This window comes from Prevotella sp. AGR2160 (genome assembly GCF_000424185.1).
Taxonomy (GTDB): Bacteria; Bacteroidota; Bacteroidia; order Bacteroidales; family Bacteroidaceae; genus Prevotella.
The window spans coordinates 24,539-44,042 of the sequence record NZ_AUJK01000006.1; the positions used below are offsets into that span (position 1 = coordinate 24,539).

At 52.2% G+C, this 19,504-nt stretch carries 14 protein-coding genes; 4 read left to right on the forward strand and 10 right to left on the reverse strand.

What is annotated here, in order from left to right:
- Nucleotides 1-52 precede the first annotated feature (52 nt).
- From G604_RS0105525 to G604_RS0105550, 6 genes are all read right to left on the reverse strand, one after another.
- A complete protein-coding gene (locus tag G604_RS0105525) occupies nucleotides 53-946 on the reverse strand; it encodes a DNA/RNA non-specific endonuclease (protein ID WP_028909692.1) in 894 nt (297 codons plus the stop codon).
- A 203-nt stretch (nucleotides 947-1,149) separates the two neighbouring features.
- Nucleotides 1,150-2,565: a chromosomal replication initiator protein DnaA gene (dnaA, locus tag G604_RS0105530; protein WP_028909693.1), complete on the reverse strand. Its 1,416-nt coding sequence runs from the start codon at nucleotides 2,563-2,565 to the stop codon at nucleotides 1,150-1,152.
- 362 nt (nucleotides 2,566-2,927) lie between these two features.
- Nucleotides 2,928-3,842 carry an MlaD family protein gene (locus tag G604_RS0105535; protein ID WP_316928667.1) on the reverse strand — a complete coding sequence of 305 codons (915 nt, stop codon included), beginning with the start codon at nucleotides 3,840-3,842 and terminating at the stop codon, nucleotides 2,928-2,930.
- Nucleotides 3,843-3,886: 44 nt separating this feature from the next.
- A complete protein-coding gene (locus tag G604_RS0105540) occupies nucleotides 3,887-5,158 on the reverse strand; it encodes an N-acetylmuramoyl-L-alanine amidase (RefSeq protein ID WP_028909695.1) in 1,272 nt (423 codons plus the stop codon).
- 56 nt (nucleotides 5,159-5,214) lie between these two features.
- Nucleotides 5,215-5,640 (reverse strand): dihydroneopterin aldolase, encoded by a 426-nt coding sequence (gene folB / locus G604_RS13650; RefSeq protein ID WP_051220243.1) that lies wholly within the window; start codon nucleotides 5,638-5,640, stop codon nucleotides 5,215-5,217.
- A 104-nt stretch (nucleotides 5,641-5,744) separates the two neighbouring features.
- The gene (locus G604_RS0105550) at nucleotides 5,745-8,339 is read right to left on the reverse strand and encodes an adenosylcobalamin-dependent ribonucleoside-diphosphate reductase (RefSeq protein ID WP_028909696.1); all 2,595 of its coding nucleotides are present in this window, start codon (nucleotides 8,337-8,339) and stop codon (nucleotides 5,745-5,747) included.
- 394 nt (nucleotides 8,340-8,733) lie between these two features.
- Here G604_RS0105550 and G604_RS0105560 point away from each other — a divergent pair, with 394 nt between their 5' ends.
- The 4 genes from G604_RS0105560 to G604_RS0105575 all read left to right on the forward strand — a co-directional run bounded on the left by G604_RS0105560 (nucleotide 8,734) and on the right by G604_RS0105575 (nucleotide 12,667).
- Nucleotides 8,734-9,405 (forward strand): DUF2975 domain-containing protein, encoded by a 672-nt coding sequence (locus tag G604_RS0105560; protein ID WP_028909698.1) that lies wholly within the window; start codon nucleotides 8,734-8,736, stop codon nucleotides 9,403-9,405.
- A 9-nt stretch (nucleotides 9,406-9,414) separates the two neighbouring features.
- Entirely contained in the window at nucleotides 9,415-9,621 is a 207-nt protein-coding gene (locus tag G604_RS0105565) for a helix-turn-helix domain-containing protein (protein WP_028909699.1), read from the forward strand.
- A gap of 117 nt (nucleotides 9,622-9,738) precedes the next feature.
- Nucleotides 9,739-11,772 carry a M13 family metallopeptidase gene (locus G604_RS0105570; protein WP_028909700.1) on the forward strand — a complete coding sequence of 678 codons (2,034 nt, stop codon included), beginning with the start codon at nucleotides 9,739-9,741 and terminating at the stop codon, nucleotides 11,770-11,772.
- Between the two features lie 157 nt (nucleotides 11,773-11,929).
- Nucleotides 11,930-12,667, forward strand: a complete 738-nt coding sequence (locus tag G604_RS0105575) for a nitroreductase family protein (RefSeq protein WP_028909701.1) — start codon at nucleotides 11,930-11,932, stop codon at nucleotides 12,665-12,667.
- Nucleotides 12,668-12,790: 123 nt separating this feature from the next.
- On the opposite strand, the gene G604_RS0105580 is transcribed toward G604_RS0105575, so the two are convergent.
- From G604_RS0105580 to G604_RS0105595, 4 genes are all read right to left on the reverse strand, one after another.
- Complete coding sequence (locus G604_RS0105580) at nucleotides 12,791-14,338, reverse strand: MFS transporter (protein WP_028909702.1); 1,548 nt, start codon at nucleotides 14,336-14,338, stop codon at nucleotides 12,791-12,793.
- A gap of 36 nt (nucleotides 14,339-14,374) precedes the next feature.
- Nucleotides 14,375-15,343, reverse strand: a complete 969-nt coding sequence (gene kduI / locus G604_RS0105585) for a 5-dehydro-4-deoxy-D-glucuronate isomerase (protein ID WP_028909703.1) — start codon at nucleotides 15,341-15,343, stop codon at nucleotides 14,375-14,377.
- Between the two features lie 43 nt (nucleotides 15,344-15,386).
- The gene (locus G604_RS0105590; RefSeq protein ID WP_028909704.1) at nucleotides 15,387-16,835 is read right to left on the reverse strand and encodes a PTS galactitol transporter subunit IIC; all 1,449 of its coding nucleotides are present in this window, start codon (nucleotides 16,833-16,835) and stop codon (nucleotides 15,387-15,389) included.
- A gap of 170 nt (nucleotides 16,836-17,005) precedes the next feature.
- Nucleotides 17,006-19,501 carry a bifunctional UDP-N-acetylmuramoyl-tripeptide:D-alanyl-D-alanine ligase/alanine racemase gene (locus tag G604_RS0105595; RefSeq protein WP_028909705.1) on the reverse strand — a complete coding sequence of 832 codons (2,496 nt, stop codon included), beginning with the start codon at nucleotides 19,499-19,501 and terminating at the stop codon, nucleotides 17,006-17,008.
- Between the last annotated feature and the right edge of the window lie 3 nt (nucleotides 19,502-19,504).

A 19,504-nucleotide genomic window follows, 5' to 3' on the forward strand; every position in this document is an offset into this window, starting at 1 on the left:
AAGCCTCACCCCCAACCCCTCCCCAAAGGGGAGGGGTTGGGGTAGGCCCCCTTTACGGCAGCACGCGTTCCCGCTCCACTTTATCCTGGACCTTCTTGTCCAGTCCGTGGAAGAAATCCATGCCGGTGACACGCTCCACCTCGTCAACACTGTTCACGTAATAGCTCTTCGGGTGGTTGCCCTCGGTGTTACGATAGATAAAACCGACGGCCCATGGCTTACCACCGCTCAGACAGAGCACGCACTTAAAGAATGCCTCGGGAACGGTGACTTTATGCTGCCCGATCGTCTGATGCTTCTGTCGGAAGAAGATAGGCCCGCAGACAATATAGATGTCACCATATTCTTTCGCCCAATTACGGCACTGGATCTCCATCTCATTCCAGTCACCGCGGTTGAGGTTCGGGATTTGCGGACAGATATTACTCATCAGGAAACTCTCTTCCATCGCCAGTTGACTGAACTTATTATCTCCGGCGGGACACATGTGACCACGGTCGTAACCGGATCGCTGATAGTCGTAAGTATCCACTTTCTCGCCTTCCACTTCCACATCGGGATGGAACGCCACGCCCTTACGCTTGCCAGGACCTTCGAGCCTGTCTGCCGTGAGGTGCCACGCCACCCAGTTGGGGATCTTCAAGTCCTTGTTGTACGACACGATATAACCCGTACGGCGCAGAATTTGCTCACTGCGGTTCTTCAACGGCGCCGGCAACAGGATCTTCTCCTCGTCAGGGTCCTCATGGGCCACGGCATTCGACGGATCATTCAGATCGAGCGACTCCTCGTCACGGTCGTAATCAGCAGAGGTCGCCGACACGGCGGCAGAGACTTTCGCCTCATTGTCTTCTCCCTGCTGCCACTGCGGACGGTTCTGACCACCACAGGCAGACAGGATAAAGGCGACGCTGACGGCCGCCAACATGAATATTCTTTTCTTCATCTTCTTTCGCATTTTAATACCGTCCTTCCCATGGCGTGCCCGTCATGTGCTTGGCTTTGCTGCCGTTTTTGAATGGCCTGCCGTCATGTGCTTGCACTTTGCTGCCGTTTTTGAAGGGCCTGCCGTCATGTGCTTGCGCTTTGCAAGCGCAAGGAAGGGAAATAGATTAGGGCGCCCCAAAGAGGCGCCCTAACGTTGGTATGTTATTTCTTGAGTTTGAATGCTTTCTCGATCTCTGTCATCTCCTGCAGGAACTCTTTCGAGGTCTTGAGCTTCCGCTCAACCGTAGAACAACTATGGATCACCGTGGAGTGGTCGCGGTTGCCGATGAGCTTACCAATACGGCTGGCCGGCATCTTCGTGTATTTCTGCGCGAAATACATGCTCACCTGACGGGCCTGGACGAAGTCACGCTTACGGCTCTTGGAGTTAATATTGGCTGACGTGACATGATAATGATTGCACACGGCATCAAGGATATCATCTACCGTCAATGGCTTGTCGTCGATCTTCACGGCACGCTTGATGCAGCGCTCGGCGAGCTTCAGCGTGATACCACCGCCATAGGTGATGGAATAAGCCAACAGGCCGTTGACAACGCCCTGCAGATCACGGATGGAACAGTCAGCATTCTTGGCTACATAGTCGATGACATCATCGGGAATCTGCAGACCGTCACGACGGATCAAGTTGCGAAGAATATCCTCACAGAGCTCGTAATTCGGCTTCTCCAGTTCTGCGATAAGGCCACAGGAGAAACGCGTAAGTAGGCGCTCAGGCATATCCTTCAGTTCTACGGGAGGACGGTCGGAAGCGAGGATAATCCGCTTGCCGTTCTTGAAGAGGTGGTTGAAGATATGGAAGAACGTGTTGAGCGTTCCCGTCTTACCCATCCACTCCTGGATATCATCGACGATGAGCACATCGATCGTCTGATAAAAGAGGATGAAGTCATTGACCTTGTTCTGCAACGTCGCGGAGGCGAACTGCACCTGGAAGAGACGGGCAGAGATATAAAGGATGCGCTTCTGCGGATAGAGCTTCTTACAGCGCATACCGATGGCATTGATGAGATGCGTCTTGCCACAGCCACTCGGTCCATAAATGAACATCGGGTTGAACTGCTGCTTGTTGGGATGTTCTGCGATAGACATGCCAACAGACCGCGGCAGTTTGTTGCTGTCGCCCTCAATATAATTCTCAAAAGTAAGATGAGGATTGAGTTGACTGTCGATAGGCGCCGGCTGGGCAGCATCGAGCGCAGAGGGGCTCTGGTTCGCCCGCATACGCTGACGCTCCATCTCCTGGACATCGGCATTCGTAGGATCTGACGCGACATTCTGAGCAAGGTTATGCTCTTTGTCGGTCACGACACGGTAGTTCAGACGGATCGTTTTCCCGAAAACACGATGGAGACATTTACCCATCAGGTCGACAAAATGCGCTTCGAGATACTCATAGATAAACGGACTAGGCACCTGCACCAACAGTGTCAGCGTCGACGCATTGTACGACTCAAACACGATGGGCTTGAACCATGTCGCGAAAACCTCCTCGGAGACATTCTCGTTAATGAGCTGAAGGAACTGGTCCCATTGATTTTTAGGACTTACTGCCATATCTCGTTATTTGTAATCAGGATCGATATTTCTATTTTTATCGGGTCAATAGACCGTCTGTCTTCAACCGGAAGAAGGGAGTTCTTCCGATAGCGTCTGCAAAATTAGCAAGAAAAAATGAAACAACCAAATCTTTCTTTACCTCTCTCCTACTGACATGGCCTTCCTTCTCTGTACAAATTCCGTTTCACGGACCTTTGTAACCGTTTTGAAAAAAAGTTGTAATGTTCCCATCCTCAACAGATATGAAAAAACCGCCGGGCGTGAAACATCCGGCGGTTAATGGGGATAAACTTTATTTATTAAAAATTATTAATTAACTTTTCCCTCCTCTTGCAGGGGCTGTCCCTTGTAATGGGAAATTATTTATCTTTTTTCCCAAAGAGTGAGAAATGAACATACCGTTTCGGATGGGCCTTGAGATCCGTCACGAGAGAGTCAGCATGACCGATGGTCTGGTGGAGCGAGCCAATGGAACCATTGAGATTATCATAGAGTGAACGGTCGTTCATCAACAGGCCGAGACTGTTATCACGACTGTTCATGCGGTCATGGAGCTGTGCCGTGAGCTGATGGACATTATCGATCGTGGCATTGACGCGGCTCATCGTGCCCTGTACGTCAACTCCGGCGAGCTTACCCGTCAGCCGGTTCGTGTTCCGCAGGGTGCCGTCGGCCTGTGCCAGCATATCGGGAAGCTTACCCTGCAACTCGTCAGCCATGAGATGGATCTTCTTCGATGTCACGGCGAACTCCGCCGTTGTCGTTTTCAGGTTATGGACGGAAGCACTGAGCGCAGGGTCGTTGACGAGGTTGTTAACCCCGGCAAGGATAGAGTCGAGTTTTGGCAGCATCTTCTGAATCTCCGGGATGAAGGTAGCAGCCTCAGAAAGGGCACTGCCCTGTACACTGCCGGGAATCGTACCGCCGACAGGGATACATTTGCTATGGTCCGGGCCAAGCAAGAGATCCACCTGCATGTTACCCATGAGATCCTTCACAATCTCCGCACGCGTCCCCTCGGGAATATGCATCTTCTTCGACACGCCGATGGACGCCTTGATGGGGGCCTCAAGACTGTAGTCATAGTTGATCTCCTTGATGACACCCACCTGATAGCCGTCGGCGAAGACGGGCGTCGACTTCGGCAGTCCGCCGATCTCGGAGAACGTGATATAATAGGTGTCGTCACTGTCAAAGAGTGACAGTCCCTTCAGAAACTTCAGTCCGAAGAAGAGAATGACCAGTCCCACTGTGGCGACGAGTCCGATTTTCATTTCTTTCGTGATCTTCATAACTCAATCTCTATTTTCTTCAATCTCTATTTTCTTTTGTTTGCTAGAAACTCGCGGATGGCTGCATTGACATCCATCTTCTCACCATTCTTATAGGCAATGATGAAGGCGTCGGGGAACTTCTCCAAGAGGCTCTTGCGGAGCCGGTTGATCTCATTGTAGTTCGTACTGCTGCCCGTAGTATAACGGAACAGGTTGCCTTCCTGTATACATTCAAAATCGGTGATGCCCTGGAAATGCTGATCTCCAGGACGCAACTTGCGGGAGCCCATGAAGAGCTGAACCTTAAAGACGGGAGCATCCTTCACGGCCGTTGCCTTCGGCGTGACGGACTTGGAGAATGTCCTCGTATTTCTTGCGTTGTCAGCCGTTGCCCTTGATATTGCCCGGGAGGAACTCGTCGTACTCATCGCGACAACAGGTTTCGAAACAGAGCGATTCTGGGACGACACCTTCTTCGAATAGTCTGTCGGCACGATCTGAGGAATCTGTGGCTCTTGGGGACTCTGGTCCTTATAAGGAACGGTGATGCGACGGTCGTAACGGTTCTTATACTGTTGGAAAGCCTCAAAGATACCTTGTGCGATACGACTGACACCATCATCGGTATTGAGATATTCCTCCTCATCGGGCGTCGTGATGAAACCGAGTTCAATCAGGCAACTCGGCATCGACGTCTCGCGGAGCACAAGGAAACCGGCCTGATGAACACCTTTATCGGGACGGTTGGCATCACGACAGACGGCAGTCTGAATCATCTGGGCCAACTGTACACTGCGCTCCATATTATGACCCTGGATAAACTCAAACATGATATAACTCTCGGAGCTCTTCGGATCGAAACCTTCATACGTACTCTTATAACCTTTCTCCATGGAGATCACGGAGTTCTCCCGCATAGCGACATCAAGATTATCCTTGGCACGGTGCATACCGAGCGTATAAGTCTCAAAGCCACGTGCGATCTTGCCTTGCGGCAGCGCATTGGTATGGACGGAGATAAAGAGGTCGGCATTATTACGGTTGGCGATATTCGCACGCTCCATCAAAGGGATGAAGACATCGGTCTTTCGGGTATAGATCACTTTTACATCGGGACAGTTGCGCTCGACGAGACGCCCGAAAGCCAGGGCTACAGAAAGATTAATGTTCTTCTCCTGCGAGATAACACCAAGCGCTCCCGTGTCATGACCGCCATGACCGGCATCGATGACAAGGGTGAAGGGCTTGTTCGCGGCAAAAGATACTGCCGAGAAGAACAAGAGAATTATTGTGAGGATGCGATAATGTCTGTTCATAGACTGCAAATATACGATTTTTTTCACAAAAACCGGCTATTCATTTTGGGTTTTTATTATTTATTATCCTTTTCGGTTGCATCCGCAGCCTTTTCAGACAGTTTGTCGAGAATATCATTCTTCAAATGAACCTCCACGCCGGCACCGCCACAGTCAGCGCCCATCGGCGGGTTGAGTTTGAGGATCTTCAGGTCGATAGCCTCGATAGTGGGGAAACGACGGAAGAGGCGCTCGCCGATACGACCGGCGACACGCTCCACGAGTTGACTGGGGACATACATCTCCTGTGCGACGACCTTAAAGACCTCACTGTAGTCGAGGGTATCGAAGAGCTCGTCACTCGTCATGGCCTTCTCGATATTGTATTTAATTCGCAGGTCCACACGGTAGTCATTGCCCGTGGCCCGCTCCTGCGGCAACACGCCATGATAGGCGTGAAACCGCAGGTCGGTGAGATGAATATAACTGGATAGATACTTCATGTCGTTATCTTTTAACCCTTCGTAAGGACGGCCCTTGTGGCCGTTTTTTTCCGGGCCTGCCGTCCCGTGCTTGCGCTTTGCAAGCGCAAGGAAGCGCAGCTGGATTATCCGCAGCGGGAGGCGCCGCAGTTCGTACAGATCAGACAGCCCTCCTGATAGACGAGGCTCTCATGGCCACATACCGGGCACTTCTGTCCCGCTGCCTTCGTGCCGTCGGCGATATACTTCTTCAGCGCACGCTCCACACCATTCTTCCACGTATTGATGCTCTGATCCTTCAACTGCAAGGAACTGACAAGCTTGATGACATGGTCGATCGGCATACGGTAACGGAGAACGCCGGAGATCAGTTTTGCGTAGTTCCAATATTCCGGATTGAACTTCTCCGACAGGCCCTCAACGGTCGTTTTGTAGCCACGCTTGTTCTCAAACTGGAAGTCATAGCGGTGGCTGCCGTCGGGATTCGTCTGCTTGATAATCTTACCCTTCGTGACATTCTTAGGCAGCACAATGCCTTCCTCGTCATCCTGGAGACCGGTGAAGATCTCATAGGGATAACCATCGAGGAGACCAACGAAGGCTACCCATTTCTCCTTGTTATTCTGGAAACGGACAACATCACAGTCAAGCTCCTTCGGACGCGTCTCGACAACGGCAGGACGGACAACGCCATCCTTCTCCTCCATCTTCATAGCCTTTGGCTCGGGGGCTGCCGTGCCCTGCTCCTTGGCGGTCTTCTTCTCCTTCTTGGAAGCAGAGATCATCACGCCGGAACGACTGCCGTCACGATAGATCGTACAGCCCTTGCAGCCGGACTTCCATGCCTCGACATAGAGTTTGTTGACGAGAGCCTCATCGACATTGTTCGGCAGGTTGACGGTCACGGAGATCGAGTGGTCCACCCATTTCTGAATGGCGCCCTGCATCTTCACCTTCATCAGCCAGTCGACATCATTGGCCGTAGCCTTATAGTAAGGCGACTTGCGGACAAGATCATCAATCTCTTCCTGACTATAGCGTTTCGTCGTGTCGTAGCCGTTGACCTGCATCCATTTCAGGAACTTGTTATGATAGACAATATACTCCTCGAAACTGTCGCCAACCTCATCAACGAAGTCCACATGGACATCGGCGTCATTGGGGTTCACCTTACGACGGCGTTTGTAGACGGGCATGAAGACGGGCTCAATACCACTCGTCGTCTGCGTCATCAGCGATGTCGTGCCCGTAGGAGCAATCGTCAGACAAGCGATATTACGGCGACCGTATTTCACCATATCCTCATAGAGTTCGGGATCAGCGTTCTTAATACGGAGGATGAACGGATTCTCTTTCTCACGGTTGGCATCATAGATCTCGAAGGCGCCACGCTCCTTGGCCATCGTGACACTGCTGCGATAGGCATTCAGCGCCAACGTCTTGTGGACTTCCACAGCGAAGTCGGTAGCTTCCTGCGTGCCATAACGGAGTCCCATAGCGGCAATCATATCACCCTCAGCCGTGATACCGACACCGGTACGACGGCCCATGCCACTCTTGCACTTGATCTTCTCCCAGAGATGACGCTCTGCGCCTTTCACCTCCTCGCTCTGCGGGTCGGCGTCGATCTTGGCGAGGATCATGTCGATCTTCTCCATCTCCAGATCAACGATATCGTCCATGATACGCTGGGCAATCTGTACGTGTTTCTTGAACTTCTCAAAATTGAATGTGGCCTCCTTCGTGAAAGGATGCTCCACATAACTGTAGAGATTGATGCTCAGCAGACGGCAGCTGTCGTAAGGACAGAGAGGAATCTCACCACAGGGATTCGTACTGACAGTCTTGAAACCAAGATCAGCATAGCAGTCGGGAATGCTCTCACGGATAATGGTATCCCAGAACAGCACACCGGGCTCGGCACTCTTCCAAGCATTGTGCACGATCTTCTCCCATAGTTTGCGGGCGGAGATATCCTTCTTGACCATCGGATGATCGGAATCGATGGGGAACTGCTGCGTGTAAGGCTTGTCCTCAATGGCGTCACGCATGAACTCATCATCAATCTTCACACTGACATTAGCACCCGTGACCTTGCCTTCCGTCATCTTCGCGTCGATGAACGCCTCGGCATCGGGATGCTTGATACTCACGGAGAGCATCAATGCGCCACGGCGACCGTCCTGGGCTACCTCACGCGTGGAATTGCTATAACGCTCCATGAAGGGTACAAGACCCGTGGAAGTCAGGGCGGAGTTGTTGACCGGACTTCCCTTCGGACGGATATGACTGAGGTCATGACCGACACCGCCACGGCGCTTCATCAGCTGCACCTGCTCCTCGTCGATACGCATGATAGCACCGTAGGAGTCAGCATTACCGTCGAGACCAATGACAAAGCAGTTGCTCAGCGACGCCACCTGGTGGTTGTTGCCGATACCGGTCATCGGACTGCCGGCGGGGACAATGTAACGGAAATGATCGAGGAGATCAAACACCTCCTGCGCCGTCATGGGGTTGGGATACTTCTTTTCGATACGGGCAATCTCATTGGCAATGCGCCAGTGCATGTCCACGGGGGTCTTCTCGAAGATATTGCCGAAGCTGTCCTTCATGGCGTACTTGTTGACCCACACACGGGCAGCCAACTGGTCTCCATCGAAGTACTTCAGCGTAGCCTCAAAGGCTTCTTCGAAAGAATATGTCTTTAAATTTTCCATCATTTAGTGAATAGGAGTTTGCGACTGCAAAGATAGCTTTTATTTCTCAGATTAGGAAACTTTTCTCAGTTATTTTTCTATGATTTTTTATGCTCGAATTTTCTTTTTGGAAAACTTCTACTAAAACAAAACGGCGGAAGTTTCACGAAAAAGAACACTTTCCGCCCCTTGAATGGCCTGCCGTCGGGTGCTTGCGCTTTGCAAGCGCAAGGAAGCGCAAATATGCCCCGCCATCTCCGCCAGCCCTATATATAATAAAAGGTGTAATCAGCTTTTTATTGTTTTTCAATAAAATTTTACCGAAAATATTTGGTGGTTTCAAACAAAACACTTAACTTTGCAATATCGAAAAACGACAAGTATTAAATAAGTAACATAAAATATTCATCGCAATATGAAAACAAAGCGGAAGTTCAACATCTATTGCATCTTGCTACTCTTGGTCGTAAGCCTACAGTTCGGATTCTCGACGCTGGAAGACATCAAGGATAGCTACAATGAGACTAACGAGGAGATGCGCATCGAGGATGACGTGGACAACCAAGGACAGCCCAAATATTATCTCACCGACTTAGACGTACGGTCGAAGACACCTTGGAACTTGGCGGTCAAAAATCTCAAGTCAGGGCAGACAGACTCCTTACGGATCTACTCTGTTAAGGCAAAGGTAAGAGCTACGCCGGAGCTCACCAAGCGTGACACAATCGGAGAGATCGGAAAGACCTTATTCGCCTTAGTCGCAAGCATCGGCATTATCGCTTTCTGGATCGTCTTCTTCCGCCTCGTCCTCGATGTCAACCGTGGCGAAGGCTTCTCGGCCAAGACGACATGGCGGTTGCGGTTCATGGGTTGGATGCTGATCCTCTATTTCTTCTGCCGCATCTTCGCCATGCTCTTCATGGATTATGGCAGAGGACTCATCAGTTATGCCGACTTCGAGATTATTCCGTTCGCTTACCGCTATGCACGCACACTGCGGCTCGTCCTCGGCATCGCCCTGCTGCTCTTTGCTCAGTTCTTTGAGATGGGCCGGAAGATGAAGGAAGACCAGGACTTAACGATTTAGGAGACTGACATGGGAAAGATTATTGTAAACGTAGACGTCATGATGGCCAAACGGAAGATCTCATCGAATGAACTGGCAGAGAAGATCGGCATCACACCGGCCAACCTCTCCATCCTGAAGACAGGAAAGGCCAAAGCCATCCGCTTCTCCACCCTCTCCGCCATCTGCGAGGCCTTGGACTGCCAGCCCGGCGACCTGCTCGAATACGCGCCGTAGGGGGCATGAGTAGCCCCCCTTGTGGTCGCCCTAACATGGCCTGCCGTCAGGTGCTTGCGTTTTGCAAGCGCAAGGAAGCGCAAAATAAGAATATCTATCATTAACATCCAAAATAAGATGAAAACAAGAGTATTATTGGCTGCCCTCGCATTCGTTTCTCTGAATGCTGCAGCACAGACACCGGCCCTGAAGACCGGAATCGACAAGGCGAACATGGACCTCACGGTCAAGCCTGGTGATGACTTCTACGAGTATGCCGATGGCGGCTGGCTCAAGAGTCATCCCCTCGATGCCCAGCACCCGATGAACGGTGCCTTCGTAGACCTCGAGGAACAGAACAACGACCGTATCCGTGACCTCGTCAAGGAATACGCTGAGAAGAAGATGCCACAAGGCACTGTCGGACAGAAGATCGGCAGTCTCTACCGCCTGTACATGGACAGTGTGGCACGCAACAAGATGGGCTATCAGCCCATCAAGCCGATGCTCGACCGCGTAGAGGCTTGCAAGACTCGCCAGCAGCTCTTCCAGCTGATGTACGAGCTCGACCCGATGGGTTACGGCACGCTCCCCGTTGGTTTCGGCCTCGACGTCGATCCGACGAATGCGGACAAATATATGTTCAGTGCCGGCCAGGGCGGTCTGAGCCTCGATCCGGAATACTACACCCATCCCAACGAGCAACAGAAGGCTGTCGTAGAAGCCAACAAGGCCATGAAGAAGGATTTCTTCAAGATGGTAGGTTTCAGTGACGCCGTCGCTGAGAAGAAGATGCAGGCAGTATGGGCCTTCCAGAGCAAGATCGCTCCCGTATTCTACGATCAGAACAAACAGCGTGACCCCATGGCCAACATCCATAAGATGAGTTGGGCTCAGTTCATGAAGACTTTCCCCGAGGTCGACTGGACAACCTACTGCAAGATCAGCGGCTATCCCAATGACATCGATACGATCAATGTCGGTCAGCCCGAACCGATCAGCGCCACACTGAAAGCGCTGAAGACGACGGATCTCTTCACGCTGAAAGCCGTTTTGGAGAACAGTATCATCGGTTCTTCCGCATCTATCCTCAGTGATGCCTTCAACGACCGTGTGTTCAAATATCGCCAGACCGTCTATGGTGTCAAGGAGCAGCAGCCGCGCTGGAAGCGTGGTGTCAACTTCATCCAGGGTCTTCTGGGTGAGAGCATTGGTAAGCTCTATGCCGCCAAGTATTTCCCCGCCAGCGCTAAGGAGCGTGCCACGAAGATGATCAAGGATCTGCAGGACGCTTTCGCAGAGCGTATCGAGGCCAACACCTGGATGACTCCGGCTACGAAAGCCAAGGCTATCGAGAAACTCCGTGCCATGATCATCAATGTCGGTTATCCTGACAAATGGGAAGATCTCGAGAAATATGTAGAGATTGACGAGAACAAGAGCATCCGTGCCAACTACGACATCATCAGCAAGGCCCTCATCAAGGCCAGCATTGAGAAGCACTGGAAGAAGCCGGTCGACAAGACCATCATGGATATGTATCCGCAGACGGTCAACGCCTGCTACGATCCACAGAAGAACTCCATCAACTTCCCTGCTGCCATCCTGCAGCCGCCGTTCTTCGACGCTGACGCTGAGGATGCCGCCAACTATGGTGCCATCGGTACCGTGATCGGTCATGAGATGAGCCACGGCTTCGACGATCAGGGTTGCCAGTTCGATAAGGATGGTAACCTCGCCAACTGGTGGACGGCTGAAGATAAGGCCAACTACGACAAGCGTACGAAAGTCCTCGCTGACTGGTTCAGCCAGCAGGAAGCTGTTCCCGGCCTGAAGGTCGACGGCAACAAGACCCTCGGTGAGAATATCGGTGATAATGGTGGCCTGCATGTCGCCTACCTCGCCTTCCAGAACGCTATGAAGCAGCATCCGCTGGAGACACGCGACGGCTTCACACCGAACCAGCGCTTCTTCCTCGCCTATGGACGTATCTGGGCCAGCAATATCGCTCCGCAGTTCATCGCCTACATCGTCAACAGTGATGTCCACAGCCCGAACCGCCAGCGTGTCAACGCTGCCCTGCCGATGATCGACGAGTGGTATGATGCCTTCAATATCAAGGCCGGCGACAAGCTCTTTGTGCCCGCCGAGAAGCGCGCTCACATTTGGTAATCAAACTATAATCAACTTGCCGGGGCCATTCCAATCAAACCGTTTAAGAAATCATTTCTTAACGATCCCATTGCAGGGGCCGTCCCTTGTGGCGGCCCGCCGTCGGAACGACGGATTTTTGGGATTTTGAAATGGCCCCGCATAAATTACACCTATTATGGAACTCAAAGATCGTAAAACCATCCGCAAATACAGCGACAAGGCCGTCAGCGACGAACTCCTTCACCGCTTGCTGCAGGAAGCCGAGCAGACGCCAACGATGGGTAATCTTCAACTCTACAGTGTTGTCATCACCCGTTCGGAAGAAGGAAAGAAAGCCCTCGCACCGGCACATTTCAACCAGCCGATGATCACCGGCGCTCCCGTCGTATTGACAATCTGTGCCGATTTCCGTCGTACGACACTATGGGCTGAACAGCGGAAGGCTGAGCCGGGCTACGACAATTTCCTCTCTTTCATGAACGCCGCCACCGATGCCCTCCTCTATACGCAGAGTTTCTGTAACCTCGCAGAGGCAGAAGGGCTCGGCACCTGTTTCCTCGGCACGACGGTCTACATGCCACAGATGATTATTGACACGCTCCATCTGCCGCGCCTCGTCTTCCCCGTAGCTACCATCACCCTCGGCTGGCCCGATGAGGATCCCGCACAGAGTGACCGTCTGCCCCTCGACGCGATGATCCACGACGAACAGTACAGTGACTACACGCCCGAGAAGATCGACAAGGCTTACGCTTACAAGGAAGGACTGGAAGAGAACAAGCATTTCGTTGAGATCAACCACAAGGAGACACTCGCCCAGGTCTTCACCGACTGCCGCTATACGAAGAAAGACAATATCGCCATGTCGAAAGGCATGATCGAAGCCCTGAAGCAACAGGGATTCTTGTCTTAAAAGTAAAAAAGTAAAGAAGTAAAAAAGTAAAGCTGCCGCAGGGGATCTATTTCCCTGCCAACGCTTACGTTTTTACTTCTTTACTTTTTTACTCTTTTACTTTTTAATAGCTTTTTTACTTCTTTACTTTACTACGATTGGCTTGTATTTCGGCACAAGGAGTTTCATGATGCACCAACCGATGAGATAGGCGACAGCACAGATACAGAAGATAATCATGTAACCAGCAGGCTTACCCTCGAAGCCCATGAACTGGAAGGCTGCGCCCTGGTCCTGCGCATAGGTGAAGAGGGCACCGGAGCCTTTATTGATGAGGAAGCTGCCGATACCACCGGCCATAGCGCCGATACCCGTGATTGTAGCTACCGTAGACTTCGGGAACATATCACTTACCGTACTGTAGAGGTTAGCCGACCATGCCTGATGACCAGCACCAAGGAGACCGATAATAATTGCCGGCCACCAAGGACTGAAAGCACCCATCGGCTGGGCCAGCAGACCGAGCAATGGGAAACAGGCAAAGATCAGCATGGCACGCATACGACCGATGTATGGATTCATCTTTTTCTTATCGACGAAATAGGTAGGCAGATAACCTCCCATGATACTCAACACCGTGACGATGGCATAAAGCGTAAAGATAAGGGCGATAGCCATCGATGAGTCGGAGGTATAGCCGTACTGATCGGAGAAATAGGCGGGGGCCCAGAAAAGGAAGAACCACCACACACCATCAGTGAGGAATTTACCCGTGATAAACGACCAGGTCTGACGGAATGTGAAGCAACGCCAGAAACCAATCGTCTTCTCCTCGGACTGCTCGTCCTTGGTATCTTCCTCGGCATCCTTCTTATCAGTCTGGACAGCGGCCTCAGCCTGTTCTTCAGTCTCATCCTGATTGATATACTCAAGTTCGGCGGCATTGACGAACTTGTTCTTCGCCGGTTTCTCATAGAGCCAGAGCCACAGGCCCATCCACACGAAACCGAGGACACCGATGATGATAAAGGCCATCTCCCAGCCCATGGCACGTGCCAGCAGAGGAATCGTGGCCGGTGCGGCGAGGGCACCGATGGAGGCACCACTGTTGAAGATAGAGGTTGCGAAAGCACGGTCTTTCTTCGGGAAGAACTCTGCCGTCACCTTGATGGCGGCGGGGAAGTTGCCGGCCTCACCAAGGGCGAGGACCATACGGAAAGCGAGGAAGAACCACACGCTGATGGTGGAGACGGCGAGCATGGCCGTCGGTACTACCCCACTATCGACGACTTTCAATACGGACATCATGCCCGGGCCTACCTGTCCGGCAGCGGTATACTGGTGCAACAGTTCCTTAGCGGTCTCAAAGCCAACGAACCAGTTGCCCGTAAGGACACCACAGGTGAGCACACCACTGAAGGCATGCAGGACGGCACCGGCGGACCATACGCCAATAGCGATGAGATAGCCGCGCTTCGTCCCTACCCAGTCGACGAACTTGCCGGCGAAGAGGTTGGCGATAGCGTAGAAGATCGAGAAGAGACCGGTGATGGTACCGTAATCATTATCGGTCCAGTCGAACTCGGGCGCGATAAAATCCTTCCAGGTCAGCGACAGCACCTGCCGGTCCATGTAGTTGACCGTCGTGGCCAGGAAGAGCAGGCCGCAGATGACCCAGCGAAATTTAGACATTGTTTTAGTAGACATTGTTTTATTTGTTTGTTAGTTTTATTCGAGATCCGGAATCTTGACCACCTGCATATCGGTATAGACAAGGTTCTCACCGGCCATACCCCAGATGAACGTATAGTTGCTTGTGCCGGCAGCGCAGTGGATAGACCATTGCGGAGAGATGACAGCCTGCTCGTTGTTGAGCCAGATTGGCCGCGTCTCCTGCGGCTCGCCCATGACATGGAGGATCTTCTGGCCTTCGGGTACATTATAATATAGGTAAGTCTCCATACGGCGCAGATGGGTGTGGGCGGGCATCGTGTTCCATACACTTCCTTCCTTCAGTTCGGTGATACCCATCTGCAACTGACAAGTATGTACACCGGCGACACCGTCGATGATCATCTGATGAATCACACGGTCATTGCTCTCTTTCATACTGCCGGCCTTGATATTGTTGGCTTCTTTCAGCGTGACCTTCTTCGTGGGATAAGACTGATGGGCACAGGCACTGTTGAGATAGAACTTCGCCGGTTTGGCGGCATCCTTACTGGCTACAACGATATTCTTCGCGCCACGGCCGACATAGAGCGCCTCCTGAAAAGCTAGCGTATAAGTCTTTCCATCAACGGTCACCGTACCCGGTCCCCCGATATTGATAATACCAAGTTCACGGTTGTCAAGGAGGTTACGACCGTTTGTTCCCTTGCTGGCATCAACGTAGAGAGGAGCGATAGATGTCAGCTGCAGCGGTGTGGCAACGGGCTCGGCGCCACCGACGAGGAAGCGGTCAAAGAGGGAGTAAGTCCAATTGACTTCTCCCGGAGCAAAGACTTTCAGAATAGCATACTCCTTACGGAGACGCTCGGTAGTGTAGTGCTTGGCATCATCGGGATGAGAGGCATAACGCACCTGGTAATGGGTATAGGCATTTTCATTCATAACGGGATAGCTGTTGTTATTCTCCTGGGCATGGCCACAGACGACGGCGACCAAGAAAGCCAGGGAAAGGAAGATTTTTTTCATATTTTCAGTGTTTTTGGAGTTGAAAGGTTGATGTATGGATCACTTATTGATTCTGCTTCTCGTCCTTCACGATCTGTCGACGGTTGTAGACGAGCATCGCAGCGGTGACGGCGACGAGGAGGGCGGCACCCACCCACTGTAGATATTTCATGGCCGCATAGATGCCATAGCCAAAGAGCGAGGAGGCAAAGTCCATACTTCCGGCCTGGAAGCCATCGGGCACATGTGCCGCCTTGTCTTGTGTGGCCGCGAAGACCTGATGGGCAGCGAGGGTGAAGTCGGGCGCCATATCCGTGACGAACCACAGACCGATGAGGAGGGCCACAAAACCTACGATGTAAGTCTTCACCACATTACCCTTCGTGTACGGCAGCATTATCGGGAAGAGATAAAACAGTCCGGCGAGGGAGGCCAGCGGCAGGAACTCATTGCCCGGGAGGAAAACAGCGATGAGAATATAGGTCGGGATGAGCAATAGCGTGCAGACAAGCGTTGTGGAGTGGCCGATAACGAGGGCGGGACTCATACCGATATGCACTTTCTTACCGTGGAACTTACGGTCCACGAGTTCCTTCGTCTTCTCAGAGATCGGCATCAGACCGTCGATGAACAGTTTCGTGATACGCGGGATGAGTTCCATCACGGCACCCATCGTGACACCGAGGAAAAGGATGTCGCGGACAATCGCCATCACGCCGTCTGTCGTCGTTGCCTTCGGATTCGTCTGATGGAGCTTATCCATAAAACCAGCAAAATTCGAATAGTCGCCGACATGAGCCACGGCGGCGATAAGGGCACCCACGATGACACCGAGGACAATCGGCTCACCGAGAACACCGAACTTCTTCTTCAGTCCGTCGGCATCGATATCGAGTTTATTAAAACCCGGAATCTTGTCGAGAAGTCCGTTGATGATCCAGGTGAAGGGCGTGAAGCTCTGACAGAACGGCTGCGGGATGGAGATTCCCGGAAGGTTATAATATGTCTGAAACTTATCAGCCGTGATGTCCGCCATGACGAGCGTGATCATATAACAGATGATGGCGGCGAAATAGCCCCAGGCGAGGCTCTGTCCCGAGAGGAAATAGACGACGGCACCGATGAAGGCAAAATGCCAGTAGTTCCACAAGTCGATATTGATCGTGCGCGTTGTCTTCGTGATCAGCATCAGGAAGTTGACGCCGAGGCAGACGGGGATGATGAGGGCGCCAACGGCAGTGTTGTAGGCTACCGACGCTGCTGCCGGCCAGCCCATGTCGAAGACACTGAGGTTCAAGCTGAAGATATCTTCGATGGCCTGCAGCGGATCCTTGAAATTATCCGTGAGCAGGGCCGTGACAATGCCGAGACCGACGAAACCGACACCGACGAAGAGGCCAGACTTCAAGGCTTTGCCGAATTTCATGCCAATGCACAGTCCGATAATCGTGAAGAGAATCGGCATCATCACACTGGCTCCGAAGCTAATGATATAGCTGAATACTTGTTCCATTGCTTAGTGTTCTTTTTTGATCGTTTTCGTAATAATACGGTTTTCTAATGTAGTTTGCGGCAAAGGTACGAAAAAAAGTAAAGATTTAGAAAATTAAAGAATTAAAAAAAGCAAAGATCATAAAATATATACCCCCGTCCTTTTCGGGGCGGGGGTAAACATATAGGATTTTAATCTTGGAAGTACACGCGCTTCACGCGGTTGCTGATACCCGTCAGCACCTCGTAGGGAATGGTGTCAAGGACATTACTGAGGACCGTCACGGGGAGATGATCGCCGAAGATCTCCACGCTGTCGCCTTCCTTGCAGTCGATACCCGTGACATCGATCATGGCGACATCCATACAGATGTTTCCGACATACTCTGCCTTCTTGCCATTGACGAGGCAGTAGCAATGGCGGTTGCCGAGATGACGGTTCAGGCCGTCGGCGTAACCGATAGGAATAGCAGCAATGACACTGTCATGATCAATGACGCCCTTACGGCTGTAGCCGACGGTATCCCCTGCCGGCACATGGCGCATCTGAAGGATCGTCGTCTTCAGGGTCGACACATTATTAATCGTCTCGTTCGTACGCGGGTCAATGCCATAGAGGCCGAGGCCAAGACGGCACATGTCGAGCTGACGGTCGGGGAAATGCTCAATACCGGCGGAGTTGTCGATATGGCGGAGGATCTTATGATCGAAGGCAGTCTGCAGTTTCTTGCTGCCAGCATCGAAGAGGGCGAACTGATGCGCGCTGAAGTCATCGAACTTATCCTCATCGGAGCCGACGAAATGGCTAAAGACAGAGCGCGGGATGATGGCGTTCTGATGCTTCAGACGGTCGATGAGCTTGTCCATATCTTTCTCCGGATCAAAGCCGAGGCGGTGCATGCCCGTATCGAGCTTGATATGTACGGGATAATCGGTGATACCCTCTTTCTCCGCAGCCTTGATGAGCGCTTCAAGGAGTCGGAAAGAGTAGACTTCCGGCTCGAGATCATAGTCGAACATCGTCTTGAACGCCGTCATCTCCGGGTTCATGATCATGATATTACTCGTGATACCGTTACGGCGCAGCGTAGCGCCCTCATCAGCGACGGCCACGGCGAGATAGTCGACACGGTGGTCCTGCAACGTCTTGGCAATCTCCACAGCACCGGCGCCATAGGCATCGGCCTTGATCATGCACACGAGTTTCGTCTCGGGCTTCATGAAACTGCGATAGTAGTTGAGGTTGGCAACGACAGCACTGAGGTTGACCTCGAGGGTCGTCTCATGCACTTTCTCCACGAGAAGTTCAGAGATCTGGTCGAAACCATAGTTACGGGCGCCCTTGAGCAGGATCACCTCATCACGGAGACTATGAAACACTTCGGAATGGATGAACTGCTCCACACCCTTGAAGAAGAACTTCTCGGCAATCTGAATCTCGTCAGCCTGGGCACTGATCTCCGGACCGATACCAATGAATTTCACGACGCCACGCTTACGGGCGAGGTTGGAGACTTCGGCATAGAGCTCACGCGGATCCTCTCCACTCTGTTGGATATCGCTGAGAATCAACGTACGGCGACGGCCCTTGTGATCAGGGCGACGGTTCATGAAATCGAGAGCGATATCGAGAGAGTTGATATCCGAGTTGTAAGAGTCGTTGATGAGCGTGCAGCCATGCTGGCCCTCCTTCACCTCCAGGCGCATGGCGATCGCCTCGAGTTTCTGCATACGCTCGTCGAGGTCATCGGCAGAGACACCGATGCGCAAGGCGACGATAGCACAGATAATGGAGTTCTTGATACTGGCCTCATCGATGAAAGGAATGCTGTACTTGTTCTCCTCACCACCTTTATATATATAGGTGATCGTCGTGGCACTCTCCTTCTTCTCGATCGACTTGATATACATCGGCGCCTTCTTGTCCTTCATCGACCAGCCGAGACGCTCCTGACTGTCGCCATTAGGGAGTTTACTGTCCACATGCTTCAGGCCTTCCTCCACGAGGGGATCATCGGCATCATAGACGACCGTCTGCGCATCGTGGAAGAGCACCATCTTCTCCTCACATTTCTGCAACTTAGAAGAGAAGTTCTTCTGATGGGCCTCACCGATATTCGTCAGCACAGCAATCGTCGGCTGGATGATATCGCGCAGGGCGAGCATCTCACCAGGCTCACTGATACCGGCCTCGAAGACACCTACCTTCGTCTGCTCGTTCATGAGCCATACAGACAGTGGGACACCGATCTGCGAGTTATAGCTGCGCGGGGAACGAGTGACATACATCTGCGGCGAGAGCAACTGATAGAGCCATTCCTTCACCATCGTCTTGCCGTTGGAGCCTGTGATACCGACGATAGGAATGTCAAACTCATCACGATGGCGCTCGGCAAGGCGCTGGAGGGCTTCCAGGGTGTTGACGACCTTCAGGAAGTTTGCCTCTGGGTAATCAGAGGCATAGCCCTTAGGCACCTCGGTGACAACAAAGTTGCGTACTCCCCGGCGATAGAGCTCAGGGATATAGTTATGACCATCATTGCGTCCTGTCTTCAGGGCGAAGAAGAGTGTCTCCTCGGGGAAACACAGAGACCGGCTGTCCGTCAGGATGAACCCGATGTTGGCATCCCGGTCACCATAGCGACGCGCACCAATGAGTGTGGTTACTTTCTCGATTGTATATGTCATCTA

Coding starts and splice junctions, on each gene's coding strand:
- G604_RS0105565 (WP_028909699.1), top strand. CDS start 9,415: ATGGGAAAGATTATTGTAAACGTAGACGTCATGATGGCCAAACGGAAG.
- kduI (WP_028909703.1), bottom strand. CDS start 15,343: ATGAAAAAAATCTTCCTTTCCCTGGCTTTCTTGGTCGCCGTCGTCTGT.
- G604_RS0105575 (WP_028909701.1), top strand. CDS start 11,930: ATGGAACTCAAAGATCGTAAAACCATCCGCAAATACAGCGACAAGGCC.
- G604_RS0105550 (WP_028909696.1), bottom strand. CDS start 8,339: ATGGAAAATTTAAAGACATATTCTTTCGAAGAAGCCTTTGAGGCTACG.
- G604_RS0105580 (WP_028909702.1), bottom strand. CDS start 14,338: ATGTCTAAATTTCGCTGGGTCATCTGCGGCCTGCTCTTCCTGGCCACG.
- G604_RS0105540 (WP_028909695.1), bottom strand. CDS start 5,158: ATGAACAGACATTATCGCATCCTCACAATAATTCTCTTGTTCTTCTCG.
- G604_RS0105535 (WP_316928667.1), bottom strand. CDS start 3,842: ATGAAAATCGGACTCGTCGCCACAGTGGGACTGGTCATTCTCTTCTTC.
- G604_RS0105570 (WP_028909700.1), top strand. CDS start 9,739: ATGAAAACAAGAGTATTATTGGCTGCCCTCGCATTCGTTTCTCTGAAT.
- G604_RS0105525 (WP_028909692.1), bottom strand. CDS start 946: ATGAAGAAAAGAATATTCATGTTGGCGGCCGTCAGCGTCGCCTTTATC.
- dnaA (WP_028909693.1), bottom strand. CDS start 2,565: ATGGCAGTAAGTCCTAAAAATCAATGGGACCAGTTCCTTCAGCTCATT.
- G604_RS0105560 (WP_028909698.1), top strand. CDS start 8,734: ATGAAAACAAAGCGGAAGTTCAACATCTATTGCATCTTGCTACTCTTG.
- folB (WP_051220243.1), bottom strand. CDS start 5,640: ATGAAGTATCTATCCAGTTATATTCATCTCACCGACCTGCGGTTTCAC.
- G604_RS0105590 (WP_028909704.1), bottom strand. CDS start 16,835: ATGGAACAAGTATTCAGCTATATCATTAGCTTCGGAGCCAGTGTGATG.
- G604_RS0105595 (WP_028909705.1), bottom strand. CDS start 19,501: ATGACATATACAATCGAGAAAGTAACCACACTCATTGGTGCGCGTCGC.